The organism is Streptomyces curacoi, from assembly GCF_001513975.1.
GTDB lineage: Bacteria > Actinomycetota > Actinomycetes > Streptomycetales > Streptomycetaceae > Streptomyces > Streptomyces curacoi.
In genome coordinates, this window is record NZ_KQ947988.1 from 324,004 (window position 1) to 339,595 (window position 15,592).

At 71.2% G+C, this 15,592-nt stretch carries 17 protein-coding genes; 8 read left to right on the forward strand and 9 right to left on the reverse strand.

Annotated elements, in window-relative coordinates:
• Positions 1–45: 45 nt before the first annotated feature.
• The 5 genes from AQI70_RS18160 (at position 46) to AQI70_RS18180 (ending at position 3,678) form a co-directional block, all read left to right on the forward strand.
• Positions 46–456: a VOC family protein gene (locus AQI70_RS18160; RefSeq protein WP_062150898.1), complete on the forward strand. Its 411-nt coding sequence runs from the start codon at positions 46–48 to the stop codon at positions 454–456.
• A gap of 140 nt (positions 457–596) precedes the next feature.
• Positions 597–1,004, forward strand: coding sequence for a hypothetical protein (locus tag AQI70_RS18165; RefSeq protein WP_062150901.1), 408 nt, complete (start codon positions 597–599; stop codon positions 1,002–1,004).
• A gap of 4 nt (positions 1,005–1,008) precedes the next feature.
• A complete protein-coding gene (locus tag AQI70_RS18170) occupies positions 1,009–1,560 on the forward strand; it encodes a thiol-disulfide oxidoreductase DCC family protein (RefSeq protein WP_062150904.1) in 552 nt (183 codons plus the stop codon).
• Positions 1,561–1,736: 176 nt separating this feature from the next.
• Positions 1,737–2,762 (forward strand): trypsin-like serine peptidase, encoded by a 1,026-nt coding sequence (locus AQI70_RS18175; protein ID WP_244181708.1) that lies wholly within the window; start codon positions 1,737–1,739, stop codon positions 2,760–2,762.
• Between the two features lie 37 nt (positions 2,763–2,799).
• Entirely contained in the window at positions 2,800–3,678 is an 879-nt protein-coding gene (locus tag AQI70_RS18180; RefSeq protein WP_079051350.1) for a TetR/AcrR family transcriptional regulator, read from the forward strand.
• A 16-nt stretch (positions 3,679–3,694) separates the two neighbouring features.
• Here AQI70_RS18180 and AQI70_RS18185 read toward each other — a convergent pair whose 3' ends face one another.
• From AQI70_RS18185 to AQI70_RS18200, 4 genes are all read right to left on the reverse strand, one after another.
• Complete coding sequence (locus AQI70_RS18185; RefSeq protein WP_062150907.1) at positions 3,695–4,141, reverse strand: ATP-binding protein; 447 nt, start codon at positions 4,139–4,141, stop codon at positions 3,695–3,697.
• A gap of 96 nt (positions 4,142–4,237) precedes the next feature.
• Positions 4,238–5,794, reverse strand: coding sequence for an ABC transporter substrate-binding protein (locus AQI70_RS18190; RefSeq protein WP_062150910.1), 1,557 nt, complete (start codon positions 5,792–5,794; stop codon positions 4,238–4,240).
• Positions 5,795–6,009: 215 nt separating this feature from the next.
• Positions 6,010–7,467 (reverse strand): metallophosphoesterase, encoded by a 1,458-nt coding sequence (locus tag AQI70_RS18195; RefSeq protein ID WP_062150913.1) that lies wholly within the window; start codon positions 7,465–7,467, stop codon positions 6,010–6,012.
• Between the two features lie 57 nt (positions 7,468–7,524).
• The gene (locus AQI70_RS18200; RefSeq protein ID WP_003998640.1) at positions 7,525–7,764 is read right to left on the reverse strand and encodes an SCO4848 family membrane protein; all 240 of its coding nucleotides are present in this window, start codon (positions 7,762–7,764) and stop codon (positions 7,525–7,527) included.
• Between the two features lie 91 nt (positions 7,765–7,855).
• Between AQI70_RS18200 and AQI70_RS18205 the strand changes: the two genes are divergently transcribed.
• Positions 7,856–9,142 (forward strand): D-alanyl-D-alanine carboxypeptidase family protein, encoded by a 1,287-nt coding sequence (locus AQI70_RS18205; protein ID WP_062150916.1) that lies wholly within the window; start codon positions 7,856–7,858, stop codon positions 9,140–9,142.
• Here the strand turns inward: AQI70_RS18205 and AQI70_RS18210 are convergent.
• The 4 genes from AQI70_RS18210 to AQI70_RS18225 all read right to left on the reverse strand — a co-directional run bounded on the left by AQI70_RS18210 (position 9,090) and on the right by AQI70_RS18225 (position 12,358).
• A complete protein-coding gene (locus AQI70_RS18210) occupies positions 9,090–10,223 on the reverse strand; it encodes a YihY/virulence factor BrkB family protein (protein WP_079051352.1) in 1,134 nt (377 codons plus the stop codon). The genes AQI70_RS18205 and AQI70_RS18210 overlap by 53 nt on opposite strands.
• Entirely contained in the window at positions 10,211–10,678 is a 468-nt protein-coding gene (locus AQI70_RS18215) for a GtrA family protein (RefSeq protein ID WP_062151940.1), read from the reverse strand. The genes AQI70_RS18210 and AQI70_RS18215 overlap by 13 nt, the downstream gene beginning before the upstream one ends.
• A gap of 158 nt (positions 10,679–10,836) precedes the next feature.
• Entirely contained in the window at positions 10,837–11,829 is a 993-nt protein-coding gene (locus AQI70_RS18220) for a decaprenyl-phosphate phosphoribosyltransferase (RefSeq protein ID WP_062150918.1), read from the reverse strand.
• Positions 11,822–12,358: a phosphatase PAP2 family protein gene (locus AQI70_RS18225; protein WP_062150921.1), complete on the reverse strand. Its 537-nt coding sequence runs from the start codon at positions 12,356–12,358 to the stop codon at positions 11,822–11,824. Before AQI70_RS18225 ends, AQI70_RS18220 begins: the two co-directional genes overlap by 8 nt.
• A 133-nt stretch (positions 12,359–12,491) precedes the next feature.
• Between AQI70_RS18225 and dprE1 the strand changes: the two genes are divergently transcribed.
• A complete protein-coding gene (dprE1, locus tag AQI70_RS18230; RefSeq protein ID WP_062151943.1) occupies positions 12,492–13,847 on the forward strand; it encodes a decaprenylphosphoryl-beta-D-ribose oxidase in 1,356 nt (451 codons plus the stop codon).
• Positions 13,848–13,999: 152 nt separating this feature from the next.
• On the forward strand, positions 14,000–14,755 hold the full coding sequence (gene dprE2 / locus AQI70_RS18235; RefSeq protein ID WP_062150924.1) for a decaprenylphospho-beta-D-erythro-pentofuranosid-2-ulose 2-reductase: 756 nt from the start codon (positions 14,000–14,002) through the stop codon (positions 14,753–14,755).
• Positions 14,756–14,993: 238 nt separating this feature from the next.
• Here the strand turns inward: dprE2 and AQI70_RS18240 are convergent, their stop codons facing one another.
• On the reverse strand, positions 14,994–15,572 hold the full coding sequence (locus AQI70_RS18240; RefSeq protein WP_062150927.1) for a 2'-5' RNA ligase family protein: 579 nt from the start codon (positions 15,570–15,572) through the stop codon (positions 14,994–14,996).
• Positions 15,573–15,592 lie beyond the last annotated feature (20 nt).

Here is a 15,592-nt window from a genome sequence, read left to right on the forward strand (position 1 = left end):
CTGACAATCACGGGTTCTGACCGATCATCCCCTTACCCTGACGGTATGTCAGATGACGAGTCGTACGAGCTGCTCGGGTTCGACAACGTGCTGCTGCCGGTCGGCGACATCGGCGAGGCCGTCGGGTTCTACGAACAGGCCGGGTTCACGGTGGGATTCCGGCTCGACGAGGCCGGGATCGCGCTGCTGAAGGTCGGGGGCGAGACCCCGGGGATCCTGCTGCGGCAGGAGGAGGCACTGGGGCACCGGCCGCCGCCGTGGCCCTCCCCGCGCGTGTGGCTGGAGGTGCCGGATGCGCGGGCGGCTGCGCGGGCGTTGGGCGACGCGGGCATCGCGCTGATCGACGAGCCCGCCCCCGTGGTCACCGGCTGGACCGTCGAGATCTCCGATCCCTGGGGGAACGTCATCGGGTTCACGGACTACTCCAAGCGGCCGGAACTCGGGCGCAGGCCCTGACGACACTCCCCGCACGGGCGGGACGGGACTCCTGAACGGACGTGACGCAGCCCTCACCCCCTTGAGTTGAACACGTTCAAAGGCAGGTCTACAGTCTTCCCTGGCAACGTTTTGAACGCGTTCAAGAAGGGGGAGGCGCCATGGACCGCACGGTCATCGCCTACGTCATCTACCTCGTCGTCAGCATCGCCCTCACCATCTGGGTGGCCCGCACACTCAGCCGCAACGGCCGGATCTTCCTCGCCGACGTCCTGCGCGGGAACGAGAAGCTCGCCGACGCCGTGAACCACCTTCTGGTGGTCGGCTTCTACCTCGTCAACCTCGGCTTCGTCGCCCTGTACCTGAGCGACGACGAGACCGTCGTCGACACCCGCGGCATCTTCGAGGCCCTGTCCACCAAGCTGGGCGTGGTGCTGCTGGTGCTCGGCGTGATGCACCTGGGCAACGTCTACGTGCTCAACAAGATCCGGCGGCGTGGCGTGCTGGAGCGGGAGCAGGTGCCGCCGGTCGCGCCGCAGGGCTGGGTCACTCCGTCGGCCGGGGCGTGAACCGGTGACCGGCGCCCCCGTCCGCCGACTGACCGTCCTCTACGACGGTGAGTGCTCCCTGTGCACGTACCTGCGCGACTGGCTCGTACGCCAGCCGCAGTTGGTGCCGCTGGAGCTGGTGCCGGCCGGGTCCGACGAGGCCCGCCGGCGCCACCCCGGCCTCGACCACGGCGCCACGCTCGGCGAGATCACCGTCGTCGGCGACGCCGGGCAGGTCTACCGGGGCGCCGCCGCCTGGATCGTCACCCTGTGGGCCCTGCGCGAGCACCGGCCGCTCGCGCATCGCCTCAGCACACCGTCAGGGGCCCGGCTCGCCAGGGGGGCCGTGCTCGCCGCCGCCAAGTGGCGCGAGATGCAGTGGGGTGCGGCGCGGTCGGGTGAGGCGCAGTGGGGTGCGGCGCGGTCGGGTGAGGCTCAGTGGGGTGCGGCGCGGCAGAGCGACGCGCAGTGGGGCGGGCGGGTCTACCGGCGCGCCGACGGGTGGTCGTACGACCCGAGTTGGGGCTGGACGTACGACCCACCGGGCTGCGCCGGCGGCGCCCCCGTCACGCAGTGAGCCCGGCGCCGAGAAAGGGCGCCCGCACTCTGTTTTGGCATGCGCTCTTCCAAAACGGCGCTGGGGTTGGCACGCTGCCTCCCGGTTCTCCACTCCGCACTCGCACCGACTGCCTGTCAGCCGGGCGGCCCGTCCGGTCGCCCGGTCCCCACATCGCAGAAGCAGAAGGAGTACGCGTGAGAGGCACACCCCGCGTCACCCGCATACCCCGCCCCCTCCTCGGCACCCTCGTCGGCGTCACCGCGCTGCTCACCGCCGGCGCCCTGGCCACACCCGCGGGCGCCGCGCCGAGGCCCGACACCCCAGCCGGCGTCAGCTCCGTCTCGGCGGACGCGCAGAAGCAGGCCCGTGACTTCTGGACCCCGGAACGGATGCGGGCGGCGACCCCGCTCGACCTCATCGACGTCAACGGCCACATCGACGGCGGCTCCGCACCCCTCAAGGGCCGGGCGACCACGATCGCGCCCAGCGCCCCGGCCAAGGCCCTCGGCAAGGCCGCCGCCGACATCGGCCTGCTGGCCTTCCCCAACAGCGGCGGACAGTGGACCGGCGGCGGTGCGGTCGTGTCCACCGCGGGACGGGTGTTCTTCACCTACCAGGGACGTACGGCGTCCTGCTCCGGCAACGCCGTCACCAGCGCCAACAAGAGCACCGTGATCACGGCGGGCCACTGCGTGAAGCTGGAGGGCGCCTGGCACACCAACTTCGTGTTCGTGCCGGGCTACCACGACGGGCAGGCCCCCTACGGCCGCTGGACCGCGTCGAAGACCCTGTCCACCCCGCAGTGGACCGCGAGCGAGGACATCAACTACGACATCGGCGCGGCGGTCATGGCCCCGCTGGACGGCAAGCGGCTGACGGACGTCGTCGGCGGTCAGGGACTGGCCTTCAACACCGGCTACAACCTGCCCATGTACTCCTTCGGCTTCCCGGCCGCCTCGCCCTACGACGGCGAGAAGTTCATCTACTGCAGCGGCAACACCAGCCGGGACTTCCTGCTCTCCAACGACCACGGCATGAACTGCAACATGACCGGCGGCTCCAGCGGCGGCCCGTGGTTCACCAAGTTCAACGAGTCCACGGGAACCGGGCTGCTGTCCTCGGTGAACAGCTTCAAGTACAACTTCCTGCCGAACCGGATGTACGGCCCGTACTTCGGCGCCGACGCCCAGAACCTCTACCAGACGGCACAGGCCTCCTGACAGTGGGCCGAAACGGCACTCGTTAGGCTCTCGTTCCGTGCCCTCGAAGAACGACAGCCCTGAACAGGGCGACGCGCCCAGCAAGTCCGAGCAGACCCGTGCGCTGATCCTGGAGACCGCCATGCGGCTGTTCCAGGAGCGCGGCTACGACAAGACGACGATGCGGGCGATCGCCCAGGAGGCCGGGGTCTCCGTCGGCAACGCGTACTACTACTTCGAGGGCAAGGAACACCTGATCCAGGGCTTCTACGACCGGATCGCCGCCGAGCACCAGGTGGCGGTCCGGGCGGTCCTGGCCCGGGAGACCGACCTGGAGGCGCGGCTCGCGGGCGTGTTGAAGGCATGGCTGGACATCGCCACGCCGTACCACGAGTTCGCGGTGCAGTTCTTCAAGAACGCCGCCGATCCCGACAGCCCGCTCAGCCCCTTCTCCCCGGAGTCGGAGCACGCGCGCGTGGAGGCCATCAGCGTCCATCGGCAGGTACTGGCGGGCGCCACGAAGACCAAGGTGCCCGAGGAGCTCCGGGACGTCCTGCCCGAGTTGATGTGGCTCTCCCAGATGGGGCTCGTCCTGTACTGGATCTTCGACCGGACCGAGGGCCGCGAGCGCAGTTACCGGCTCGCCGAGCGGGGTGCCCGGCTGACCGCGCGGGGCGTCGCACTGGCTCGGTTCCGGGTGCTGCGGCCGCTCGTGCGCGAGGTGCACGAGCTGTTCACGGACTTCCTGCCGGGGATGACGAAGGTGATGCCGGATCCGGCGAAGGAGAAGGAGAAGGCCAAGGAGGAGGCGAAGGCCAAGGAGGAGGAGAAGGCCAAGGAGGAGGAGAAGGTGAAGGAGGAGGAGAAGGTGAAGGGGAAGGCGGACAAGAAGAAGGGCGTCGAGAAGGGGGCGCCCGCCCCGGACGAGCGGCCCTGAGAGCTCGTGGCGGCGGTCAGTCGACGGCGCCTCCACGCGGGGCCGCGTCCCGCTCGTCGGCGCCGGCGTCGACGAGGATCAGCGCCCACACCGTCTTCCCGTGTCGTCCCCGGCCCCACACCCCCCACGCCGCGGCCAGGTTCTCCACGAGGTGCAGGCCGCGGCCGGCCTCCTCGAAGTTCCCCACCATGCGCAGTCGCGGCTCGAGTTGCCCCTCGTCCGACACCTCGATCAGGCAGGAGCCGTCGGCGAGCGCGGTCACGGCGACCTCGAACTCGCGCTCCACGAGAGGGCCGTGGCGTACGACGTTGGTGGCCAGCTCGGAGACGAGCAGCACCGCGTCCTCCAGCGCCGGGTCCCGTGGCGTGTGCCCCCAGTCGGCCAGGTGGTCCCGGACCCGGCGCCGGGCGAGACCGACGGACGCCGGGTGCCGGGGCAGCCGGAAGGCGTTGCGTCTCAACACGTCTGCTCCTCACCCCGCCCACACCTCCGTCACATGGTGCAGTGCCGAGTGGGTCCCCGGCATCAGCGGGGGAACTGTCAAGGCCGCGAGATCGCGTCAGATCCAGTTGAGGCGCCAGAGCCGGAACACACCGGTGCCGTCGGCCAGATACTGGCCACCGCCGACGTCCTCACTGGTGACCACGTACTCCTTGGCCTGCCACAGCGGGATGACCGGGACATCGTGGGCGACGGCCTCCTGCAGCGACCGGAAGTCCCGTGTGGCTTCGCTGCGGTCGGCGTACTGCTGGCTGGATGCGATCAGCCGGTCGACGGTCTTGTTGCGGTACCCGGTGTTCATGGTGCCGTCGGCGCCGACGAGCGGGCCGCCATAGGTGTCCGGGTCGGGGAAGTCGGCGACCCAGCCGACGGCGTACGCGTCGAGCTTGCCGCTCGCCCAGCGCTTTTGGAAGTCGGTCCACTCGTAGCCCTTGACCGTCACCTTGAACAGGCCGCTCGCCTCCAGTTGCCGCTTGATCTCCGCGGCCTCCTCGGCGGCGGCGCCGCGGCCGGTGGCGTAGCCGTAGGTGAAGCGGACGGGCAGGCTCACACCGGCCTCGGAGAGCAGGACGCGCGCCTTGGCGGGGTTCAGCTTGGGATACGCGTCGAAGAACGACGTCGTGTGGCCGGTGATGCCGGTCGGGATCAGCGAGAACAGCGGGTCGACGGTCCCCTTGTAGACGGTGGCCGCCAGCCGCTCGCGGTCGATCAGCCAGGCCATGGCCTGCCGGACCCGGACGTCGTGCAGCGGCGAACCCGCGCGCGTGTTGAAGTAGAGGTTGCGGATCTCGGAGCTGTCGGCCTCCGAGACACGCTGGCCCGGATCGGCGGCGTTCAGGGCGGCCAGGACCTGCGGCGGCAGGGTGCGGGTGGCGACGTCGACCCGCTTTGCCTTCCAGGCGTCGTCGAGGGCGTCCGCGTCGGCGTAGTAGCGCAGTTCGACCGGGCTCCCGGTGTCCTTCAGGGCGCCCTTGTAGTGCGTGTTGGGCGCGAGGACGGCCTTCTTGCCCTTCGTGTACGCGGTCAGGGTGTACGGGCCTGTGCCGTCGACAGCGTTGTCGGTGCGCAGAGCGGCGGCCGGGTACCTGTCGCGGTCGACGATGGCGCCCGCCCCGGTGGCCACCTTCAGCGGGAACGTGGCGTCGGGCGACGACAGATGGAAGGTGACGGTACGTCCGCTCGCGCTCACCGAGGCGAGGGTGTCCAGGAGGGCGGACGGGCCGACGTCCGACTTGATCCGCTTGACCCGGTCGAAGGAGTACTTGACGTCCTGCGCGGTCATCGCCCGCCCGCTCGGGAAGGTGAGCCCCTCGCGCAGTTCACAGCGATAGGTGCTCAGACCCGACCCTACGAAGGCGCAGCTTCGGGCCGCGTCCGGCACGGGTGTGACACCGCCCGGCTCGAAGGTCAGCAGTGACTGGAAAACGTTGTTGAACAGCGCCCAGGAGCCCGCGTCGTAGGCGCCGGCCGGGTCGAGCGACGTAACGGCGTCCGTCGTGCCGACCGCGATGGTCCTGTTCTCGTCGTCCTGCGACGGCAGCAGTTGCCAGCCGCCCACTCCCACGGCCGCCAGCACGAGCAGCGTCGCGAGAATCCGCATGCGAACCGAACGCATGGGTGTGCCCTCTCCCCGGCCCTCGACGGGGCCCCGCGTGAAGCAGTGATTTTGCGCCACTCCCCTAAGTGGCGCGCACACCTAATCACACCTGTTTCATCAGGGGGAAGAGGATTCTGACGACATGGGAAAGAACTTACCTACGGGTGTTTCCGGCAGGTTTCACAGGCCGTACACAGGCGGCGCGGGACGCGGCGACCGGCGGGTCCGGCGCCTCAAGCCTGACGGGACGCCAGCTCGATCACCGTGATGTCCGACGGGGCGCCCACGCGTGTCGGCGGGCCCCAGGCGCCCGCGCCCCGGCTGACGTACAGCTGGGTGTCGCCGTACCGCTCCAGGCCGGCCAGGGTCGGGTTGGCCAACTCCGCGACGAGGTTGCCGGGCCAGAGCTGGCCGCCGTGGGTGTGGCCGGAGAGCTGGAGGTCGACACCGTGGTCGACGGCGTCGTGGATCTGGACCGGCTGGTGGGCGAGGAGCACGCACGCGCGTGCTCTGTCCCGGTCGCCGAGGGCCTTGGCGAAGTCGGGGCCCTGGCCCTCGCTCTCCCCCGCGACGTCGTTGACACCGGCCAGGTCGAAGTGGGGCAGTTCGGTGCGGCCGTTCTCCAAGGGGCGCAGGCCCAGGCGGCGTACTTCCTCGACCCACTGCTCGGCTCCCGAGAAGTACTCGTGGTTGCCGGTGACGAAGAAGCTTCCGTGCCGTGCTCTCAGCTGGGCGAGCGGAGCCGCCGCCGGGCCGAGGTCCTTCACGCTGCCGTCCACCAGGTCGCCGACCACCGCGATGAGGTCGGGCTGGGTGCCGTTGATCGTGTCGACGACCTTCTGGGCGAAGCCCCGGCCCAGGACGGGACCCAGGTGGACGTCGCTGACCACCGCGATCCGGTAACCGTGCGCCGCGCGCGGGAGCTTGGCCAGGGGGACGGTGACCCGCTTCACCTGCGGGCCGCGCAGAACGCCGTAGGTGCCGTAGCCGACGGTTCCCACGGCGGCCGCGGCGGCGGCGCCGGCGATGACCCGGGAGACGAAGAGGCGGCGGGTGGGGGTGGCCAGAGGGCGTGACGGGTCGGCGGAGTCCGGGGCGGGGGTAGGGGTAGGCGCAGGTCCAGGGGCAGGGGCGGGCGTGAACGACGGGGCCGAGCCGGTCTGGGGCGAGGGGGACAGGGCTGTCGTGAATGCGGGGCCCTGGCCGGTCGTAGGCGCCGGGTCCAGGCCCGTCACGGGCACCGGGGCCGGGGCCGGGCCGGAGGCGGGCGGCGCGGTCTGGGGGGCGGCCGGCTCGGCGGCGGGTGACATGGCCGCCGTCACTCCCACCGGCAGCAGCTCCGGCTCGGGGACGGCTTCCTCGGCGCGCGCACGCCGCTCGACCCACCGCCGCAGCAGGGGTCGTACGACTTCACCCGCCAGCACACCCAGCAGCAGGTATATCGACAGGGCCAGCCACAGGAAGCCCGGCCAGGCCAGGACCTGCTGGAGCGGGAAGGGCGCGCCCGCGCGTTCGGCGACGAAGGCCGCGACCGTCAGTGCCCATCCGCCGGCGATCACCACCGCGCCCGCGCGGCGCACGAATCCGGGACCGCGGGTCGTGTCGCGGAACAGTCGGCGCCACACCAGCCAGTTGCCCGCCACCAGGGCGGACAGCACGAGCAGTGCGACGAGTGCGAAGACGATGACCACGCCGACGTTCCCTTTCCGTTGCGTGCTGGGTGAACGTCCCGGGCTCCGGTCGAGTTCCTATGACGTCCGGCGCAGTGCGCGCACTCCGCGCAACCCAATGACCCCGATGACCGTCCCCAATACGAAGGAGACGACGGCGAGCAGCAGGTGCACCCAGAAGTACGCCGTCGGGTGACCGTCCTCGAACGCGAGCCCGCTGCTGTCCTTGATCAGGTTTTTGACGAAAGTGACCCAGATGACCCAGCTCCACACCCCGAAGGCGAGCAGGAACCAGGAGACGGGGCGGCTGAGCTTCATGGCTTCAGTATCACCGTCACGTGCCCGGTTCCCCGAGCGGGGTGGGGTCGGAAGCGGGACTTCCATGGGAAGGGCATGTACGTTCTCGGTCGTGCCCGCACCCAAGAAGACCGTCAGGCGATCCCTGCTGGTCGCTTCCGCCGTCCTGTCGTCCCTGGCGCTGACCGCGCCCGTCTCCCACGCGGCTCCCAAGCCGTCACCGAGTACGAGCCCCTCGGCCACTCCCCCGGCGAACATGTCGACCGTGGGCGGCGAGCGGCTGGGACAACCCGGCACCCAGGTCGACCTCGCGAGCGGCGTCCCCGTCCTGCCCAAGGACCTGAGCGCCCGCTCCTGGATCGTCGCCGACGCCGAGTCCGGCGATGTGCTCGCCGCGCACAACGCGCACTGGCGGCTGGCGCCGGCGAGCACCATGAAGATGCTGTTCGCCGACACGGTGCTGCCGAGGTTCCCGAGGACCACCGAGCACAAGGTCGTCCCCTCCGACCTGGCGGACGTCGGGGCCGGCTCCAGCCTGGTCGGGATCAAGGAGGGCGAGACGTACACCGTCCACGACCTGTGGCTCGGGGTCTTCCTGCGCTCGGGCAACGACGCGGTGCACGTCCTGTCGAAGATGAACGGCGGGATCAAGAACACCGTCGAGGAGATGAACGAGCACGCCGAGGAGCTGCAGGCCCTCGACACGCACGCCGTCTCCCCCGACGGTTACGACGCTCCGGGCCAGGTCTCGTCGGCGTACGACCTGACGCTGATCGCCCGCTCCGGGCTCCAGAAGAAGGACTTCCGCGAGTACTGCTCGACCGTCACCGCCAAGTTCCCGGGCGAGACGAAGAAGAACAAGAAGGGCAAGCAGGTCCGCGAGTCCTTCGAGATCCAGAACACCAACCGGCTGCTGGCCGGGGACAGCGACATCCCCGTCTACCAGGGCATCGCGGGCGTCAAGAACGGCAACACGACGAACGCGGGCGCCACCTTCACCGGGGTCGCCGAGCGCAACGGCAAGGTGCTGCTCGTCACCGTCATGAACCCGGAGAAGAACGAGCACAACGAGGTCTACAAGGAGACCGCGAGGCTCTTCGACTGGGGCTTCCAGGCGGCCGGCAAGGTGCAGCCGGTGGGTGAGCTGGTGCCGCCGAAGAACGCCGCGCAGCCCGGCGCCCAGCCGGGTGCGAACGACTCCGGGGAAGCCGGTGGCGCCGGGAACTCCGGGGAGTCCGCGAAGCCGGCGGTGGGTGCCTCGGCCGCGACCGGGTCGAGCGGCATCGGCGTCGCGCTCGGCATCACCGGCGGGCTGCTGGTGCTGCTCGCGGCGGGCGCGTTCCTGATCAACCGCCGGTGGCCGCTGCCCGACCTGGTGCGCCGTCGGAACCGCCCCTGAGCCCGGGCTTGGCGGGCCCGCCGGGGTGGTCGGGCCCGTCTGGGCCTTGGGACTTGCCTGGGCCTTGGGACGTGCCTGGGACTTGGGACGTGCCTGGGACTTGGGACCTGCCTGGGACTTGGGACGTGCCTGGGCCTTGGGACTCGTGTGTGCCTTCGGACCCGTCCGAGGCTTCGGACTCGCCGGTGTCCTCCTGCCCGTCCGAGTCCTCGGGGGCGTCGGCGAGTTCGACCTCCTTGCTCTGCGTCGCCGTCCAGGCGGCGCAGAACACCACCAGCTTCGCGGTGAAGTTGATCCACAGCAGCAGGGCGACGGGCACGCCGAAGGCGCCGTACGTGCTCCTCGTGGCCACGCCCTGCATATAACCGCTCAGCAGCAGCTTCAGCAGTTCGAACCCGATCGCGCCGATGAGTGCGGCCACCATCAGACGGCGGCGCGGCGGTTCGACGCCGGGCAGCAGGGTCAGGACGTACAGCAGCACCAGGAAGTCGGCGAGTACGGCGACGGCGAACGCGGCGATGTACAGCAGCGCCCCGCCCAGGCCGCCCTCGTCGATGCCGATCTGCCGGGTGATCCAGCCGACCATGGCGCTGGCGATCGTGGAGGCCACGATCGTCACCAGCACCGCGCCGCCCAGGCCCACCAGGACGCCCGCGTCCTTGGCCTTGCGCAGGACCGGGTTCTCCTCGTCGTCGGGCAGCTCCCACACCGCGCGCAGGCACTCGCGCATGGAGCCGACCCAGCTGATGCCGGTGAACAGCAGCACGGCGCCGGCGATGAGACTGACGGTGCCGGCGTTCTGGACCAGGGTGTCGATGTCGAGCTGCTCGGAGATGCCGGGCACCTGGTCGGCGATCTTGCCCTCCAGCGTGGCCTGCTGCTTCTCGCTGAGCGTCGCGGCGGCCACCGCGGCGGACAGGGTCAGCAGCGGGAAGAGCGCGATGAAGCTGGTGAACGTCATCGCGGCGGCCAGCCGTGTCCACTTCACGCGGTCCATGCGCTCGTACGAACGCCACGCGTGCGTGGTCGCCAGCCGGGTGAACAGCGGCCCGACTACCGGGAGTTTCTTCAGCCAGTCCATGATCCGACTCTGCCCTCCACGCGGAAGACCAATGTCCGAGTGCCCCAGAACCGCAGGACCGTAGCCAGCGCCATCCCGATTACCGCACCGGAAACAGTGTCCGCGCGCTGGGAGGTGAGGCCGAGGCCGTAGTGGCTCACGGTGAGACACAGGAGCTGTACGACCGCTCCGGCGATGTTCACCGCGAAGAAGACGGCACAGGGGCGCAGGCCCCGCGGGCGGGTGTGACGGTAGGTGCCGAGGGCGTTCCCGGCGTAGGCGACCGAGCACCCGGCGACGAAGGAGAGCGCCTTGGCCGTGAGGGGGTCGAGGGCGGCGGGGCCGCGGAGGCAGGTGAAGAGGGCGAGGTCGACGGCGTAGGCGAGGAGACCGACGGCGGCGAAGCCGAGCAGTTCACGGCGGGTGGCTCTCGGGGGCCGGGGTTGACGTCGGCCGGGTGTGGGGCCTGCGCTCACCCACGCCTGCGCGCCCACCGATCCGCCCTCACCCACCCCCGCACACGTGCCCACCGCTCCACGTCCCCCCACCCCCAACCACCTCCCAGTCGCCCCGCGTCCGCCCCGCCGATTGCGCGCACCTGTCGGCTCATCTCCGTCGCTCCACGCGCGCGTGCCTACCAATTGGCCACCGCCAACCCGTACATCGCCAGCCACACCACCCCGATGAGGGCCAGCGCGCGGTCGCGCAGGACGACTTCCTCGGGTTCGCCCGCCGTGCCGCGGTCGGCGAAGACGGCGTACCGCAGGATCGCGAGGATGAAGGCGACCACGGACAGCTGGCGCCAGGGCAGCACGCTGGTGTGCGGGACACCGCCCTCCTCCAACGCCCACAGGCAGTAGCCGAGGACGGCGACCCCGGCCGCCAACTGCCAGACGAAGCGCAGATAGCCGGTGGTGTACTCGGTGAGCAACGCGCGCGTGGCGCCCGCTTTCCCGGCCATCTGCACGGCCTCGGAGTAGCGCTTGGCCGACACCATGAACAGCGCCCCGAACCCGGTCGTGATCAGGAACCAGCGCGAGAGCGGGATGCCGAGCGCGAGCCCGCCGACCATCGCCCGCATCAGGAACCCCGTCGTGACGACGACGAGGTCGACGACCAGGACGTGCTTGAGGCTGACGCAGTACGCCAGTTGCATGCCGATGTACGCAGCGAGCAGCGCCGCGACGGCCGGTGAGGTCAGCCAGGCCGCGGCGGCCGGTGCGAGGACGGCCAGGGCGCCTCCGACGGCGTATGCGACGGGCACGGGGACCTGTCCGGCGGCGACCGGGCGGTGCCGCTTGGTGGGGTGGGCGCGGTCCGCTTCGGCGTCGCGGGCGTCGTTGATCAGGTAGACGGCGGCGGCACAGGCGGTGAAGAGGGTGAAGACGACCGCGAGTTGGGTCAGGGCGTGGGCCGAGAAGAGCCGGCCGGCGGCGGCCGGAGCGGCGATGACCAGGATGTTCTTGACCCACTGCTTGGGGCGCGCGGTCTTGACGAGGCCCTTCAAGAGCGTGCGGGGGCCGCGTGGGCGAGGGGGCGGCGCGGCCCCTCGCGGGGGCGTGCGCTGCTCATGGAGCGCGGCCTGCCTGGTGTGCGCCGCGCTCGTGAGGGGCGCGGTCTCAGTCATCGGCGTGCCCTCTCCTCATCCAGCCCGCCCCGAGGCACGCCGTGAGCGCCCCCAGTACCGCGCCCGCCGCCACGTCCGAGGGGTAGTGCACGCCGACGACCAGCCGCGACACGCACATCGCGGCAGCGAGCGGCGGGATCGCGTACGCGCCGAGCGCGCCGTAGGCGACGGCGGCGGCCGCCGCGGAGGTCGCGTGGGAGCTGGGAAAGGAGTGCCGGCCAATGGTGCGCACGAGGGGCTCGACATGCGCCGGGCGCGGGCGGCGCACCACCCTTTTCACCCCCATGCTGACGAGGTGCGCACCCGCGGTGAGCGCCGTGCCGCGCAGCCAGGCGCCGCGTCGCGCACCGTCCACGGCGGCCCCCGCGAGACCCGCCGCCAGCCACAGCGCGCCGTGTTCGCCCACCCGGGAGAGGGCCCGCGCGGCCACGGCGACACGTGGGTCACGGCCGCGGACGTGGAGCGCTGAAAGGATTCGGCGGTCCAGGCCCCGAAGGCTTCGGTGGTCCATGTCGTCGAGGTGATCCATGTGGACTCACTGTTCACGCCAACGCCGCCAGAATTACGGCAATATTGAGCGACATCCCATTAATCACCCATTTCGGGGAGGCAAGGAATGTTTCAGAACTAATCGCTCATAAATGGGCGATACGGTCGCCGACATGCCTGCCGACACCGTCTCCGTCACAGGATGGGGCCGCACCGCCCCCACTGCCGCCCGTCTGATCCGCCCACGGAGCTACGAGGAGGCCGTGGCCGCCGTCCGGGACTGCGGGGCCCGCGGGGGCATCCCGAGGGGCCTGGGGCGGGCGTACGGGGACGCGGCCCAGAACGCCGGGGGCGCGGTGCTCGACATGACCGGCCTGGACCGTATCCACGCGATCGACGCCGACGGCGGCACCGTGTTGTGCGACGCGGGTGTCTCCCTGCACCGGCTGATGGAGGTTCTGCTGCCGCTCGGCTGGTTCGTGCCCGTGACGCCCGGCACCCGCTATGTGACGGTCGGCGGCGCGATCGGTGCCGACATCCACGGCAAGAACCACCACGTCTCGGGCTCGTTCTCCCGCCACGTCCTCTCGCTGGAGCTCCTCACCGCCGACGGCGCGATCCACACCGTCCGCCGAGGCACGCCCCTGTTCGACGCGACCACCGGCGGCATGGGTCTGACCGGCGTGATCCTCACGGCGACGGTCCAGCTCCAGCCGGTCGAGACCTCCTTGATGTCCGTCGACACGGAACGCGCGCGGGACCTCGACGACCTGATGGCGCGTCTCGTCGCAACCGACGACCACTACCGCTACTCGGTCGCCTGGATCGACCTGCTGGCGCGCGGCGCGGCGATGGGACGCGCGGTGCTCACGCGCGGCGACCACGCGCCCCTGGCGGCGCTGCGCGAAGGCACGCGCGCGCGCAGAGACCCACTCGGCTTCCGCCCCTCCCGGCTGCCCGCCGCCCCCTCCTTCCTCCCGGAAGGGCTGCTGAGCCGCCGTACCGTGGGCTGGTTCAACGAGCTCTGGTACCGCAGGGCGCCACGCGCGCGTACCGGCGAACTGCAGAAACTGGCCACCTTCTTCCACCCCCTGGACGGCGTGCCCCACTGGAACCGGATCTACGGCCGGAGCGGCTTCGTGCAGTACCAGTTCGTCGTCGGACGCGGCCAGGAGGACACGCTGCGCCGGATCGTGCACCGCCTCTCGGAACAGCGCTGCCCGTCCTTCCTGGCCGTCCTCAAGCGCTTCGGGGACGCCGACCCCGGCTGGCTCTCGTTCCCCCTGCCCGGCTGGACGCTGGCCCTGGACATCCCGGCCGGGCTGCCCGGCCTCGGCGCCCTCCTCGACGAGTTGGACGAGGACGTCGCCGCGGCGGGCGGGCGCGTCTACCTCGCCAAGGACTCCAGGCTGCGGCCCGAGCTGCTCGCCACGATGTATCCGCGCCTGGACGACTTCCGCGCACTGCGCGCGAAGGTGGACCCGCGCGGCGTGTTCGTGTCCGACCTGGCCCGCCGCCTCGGCCTGTAGCCCCCGCCATCACGCCGACATCACGCCCGCCATCACCCCGGCATCACGCCCGCTATCAACCCGGCATCCCGCCCGCCATCAACCCGGCATCCCGCCCGCCATCACCCCGGCACCAACCCGGCATCGGATCACTCGGATCTCTAGGAGCTGTCGTGAAGGACGCCTTCGGCATCCCCCAGTCCCTGCTCGTCCTCGGCGGTACGTCCGAGATCGCGCTGGCCACCGCACGCCGCCTCATCGCGCGCCGTACCCGCACGGTGTGGCTGGCGGGCCGCCCTTCCCCCGCCCTGGAGCAGTCCGCGGCCGAGCTGCGCGACCTGGGCGCGGACGTGCACACCGTGGCCTTCGACGCCCTCGACCCCGAGTCCCACGAGACGGTGCTCGGCAAGGTCTTCGCGGAGGGCGACGTCGACATGGTGCTGCTCGCCTTCGGAATCCTCGGCGACCAGGCACGCGACGAGCGGGAGCCGCTGAACGCGGTGCGGGTCGCCCAGACCAACTACACGGGTGCCGTGTCGGCGAGCCTGGTCAGCGCACGCGCCCTGCAGACCCAGGGCCACGGCTCGCTCGTCGTCCTCTCCTCCGTCGCCGGCGAGCGGGCCCGGCGGGCCAACTTCATCTACGGCTCCAGCAAGGCCGGCCTCGACGCCTTCACCCAGGGCCTGGGCGACGCCATGCACGGCACCGGCGTCCACGTCATGGTCGTACGCCCCGGATTCGTACGGTCGAAGATGACCGCGGACCTGGCGGAAGCACCTCTCGCGACCACCCCGGAGGCGGTCGCGACGGCGATCGAGCTGGGCCTGCGGCGACGCTCGGAGACGGTGTGGGTGCCGGGCACGCTCAGGGTCGTGATGTCGGCCCTGCGGCATGTGCCGAGGGGACTGTTCCGCCGGCTGCCGCTGTAGGTCTCGGTTCGGCGGCGCCCCTGGAGACGGGCGGGGCTGTATCCATACGCGGCTCGGCGCGCGAGCGCGACCGGCCACAACGGCGCCGCAGACGATCGACGACACATCGCGGCACCCAACCGACACGGCCCTCACCCGTCGCGGCACCCAACCGACACGGCCCTCACCCGCCGGGGCACCCAACCGACACGGCAGCCGCCCGTCGCGGCACCCACCGCGTCGCGGCCTGCCGGCGGAGCTAATTCGCGGGAATCGACCCGCGCTCCGCATGGCCCGCCTGCGGCGGCACCACCGCGCCCCCGAAAGCGAAGTCCCGCAGCTTGCGCCACACGCCGTCGGCGCCCTGTTCGTAGAGGGCGAAGCCGGTGCAGGACCAGTGGGCCTCGTAGTCGGCGAGCTCCTCGAAGGCGCGGTCCATCGCCTGGTCGTCGATGCCGTGGGCGACCGTGACATGCGGGTGGTACGGGAACTGCAGCTCGCGCGCGACGGGCCCGGAGGCGTCGCGGACCTGCTTCTGCAGCCAGGTGCAGGCCTCGGCGCCCTCGACGACCTGGACGAAGACCACCGGCGAGAGGGGCCGGAAGGTGCCGGTACCGGACAGCCGCATCGGGAAGGGGCGGCCGGCGGCCGCGACCTCGGCGAGATGCGCCTCGATCGCGGGCAGCAGCGAGGCGTCGACCTCCGTCGGCGGCAGCAGCGTGACATGCGTGGGGATGCCGTGAGCCGCGGCGTCGCCGAAGCCCGCGCGCCGCTCCTGGAGCAGGCTGCCGTGAGGCTCCGGGACCGCGATCGACACGCCGATCGTTACGGTCCCCACGTCATCTCCTGTCGTCCGTC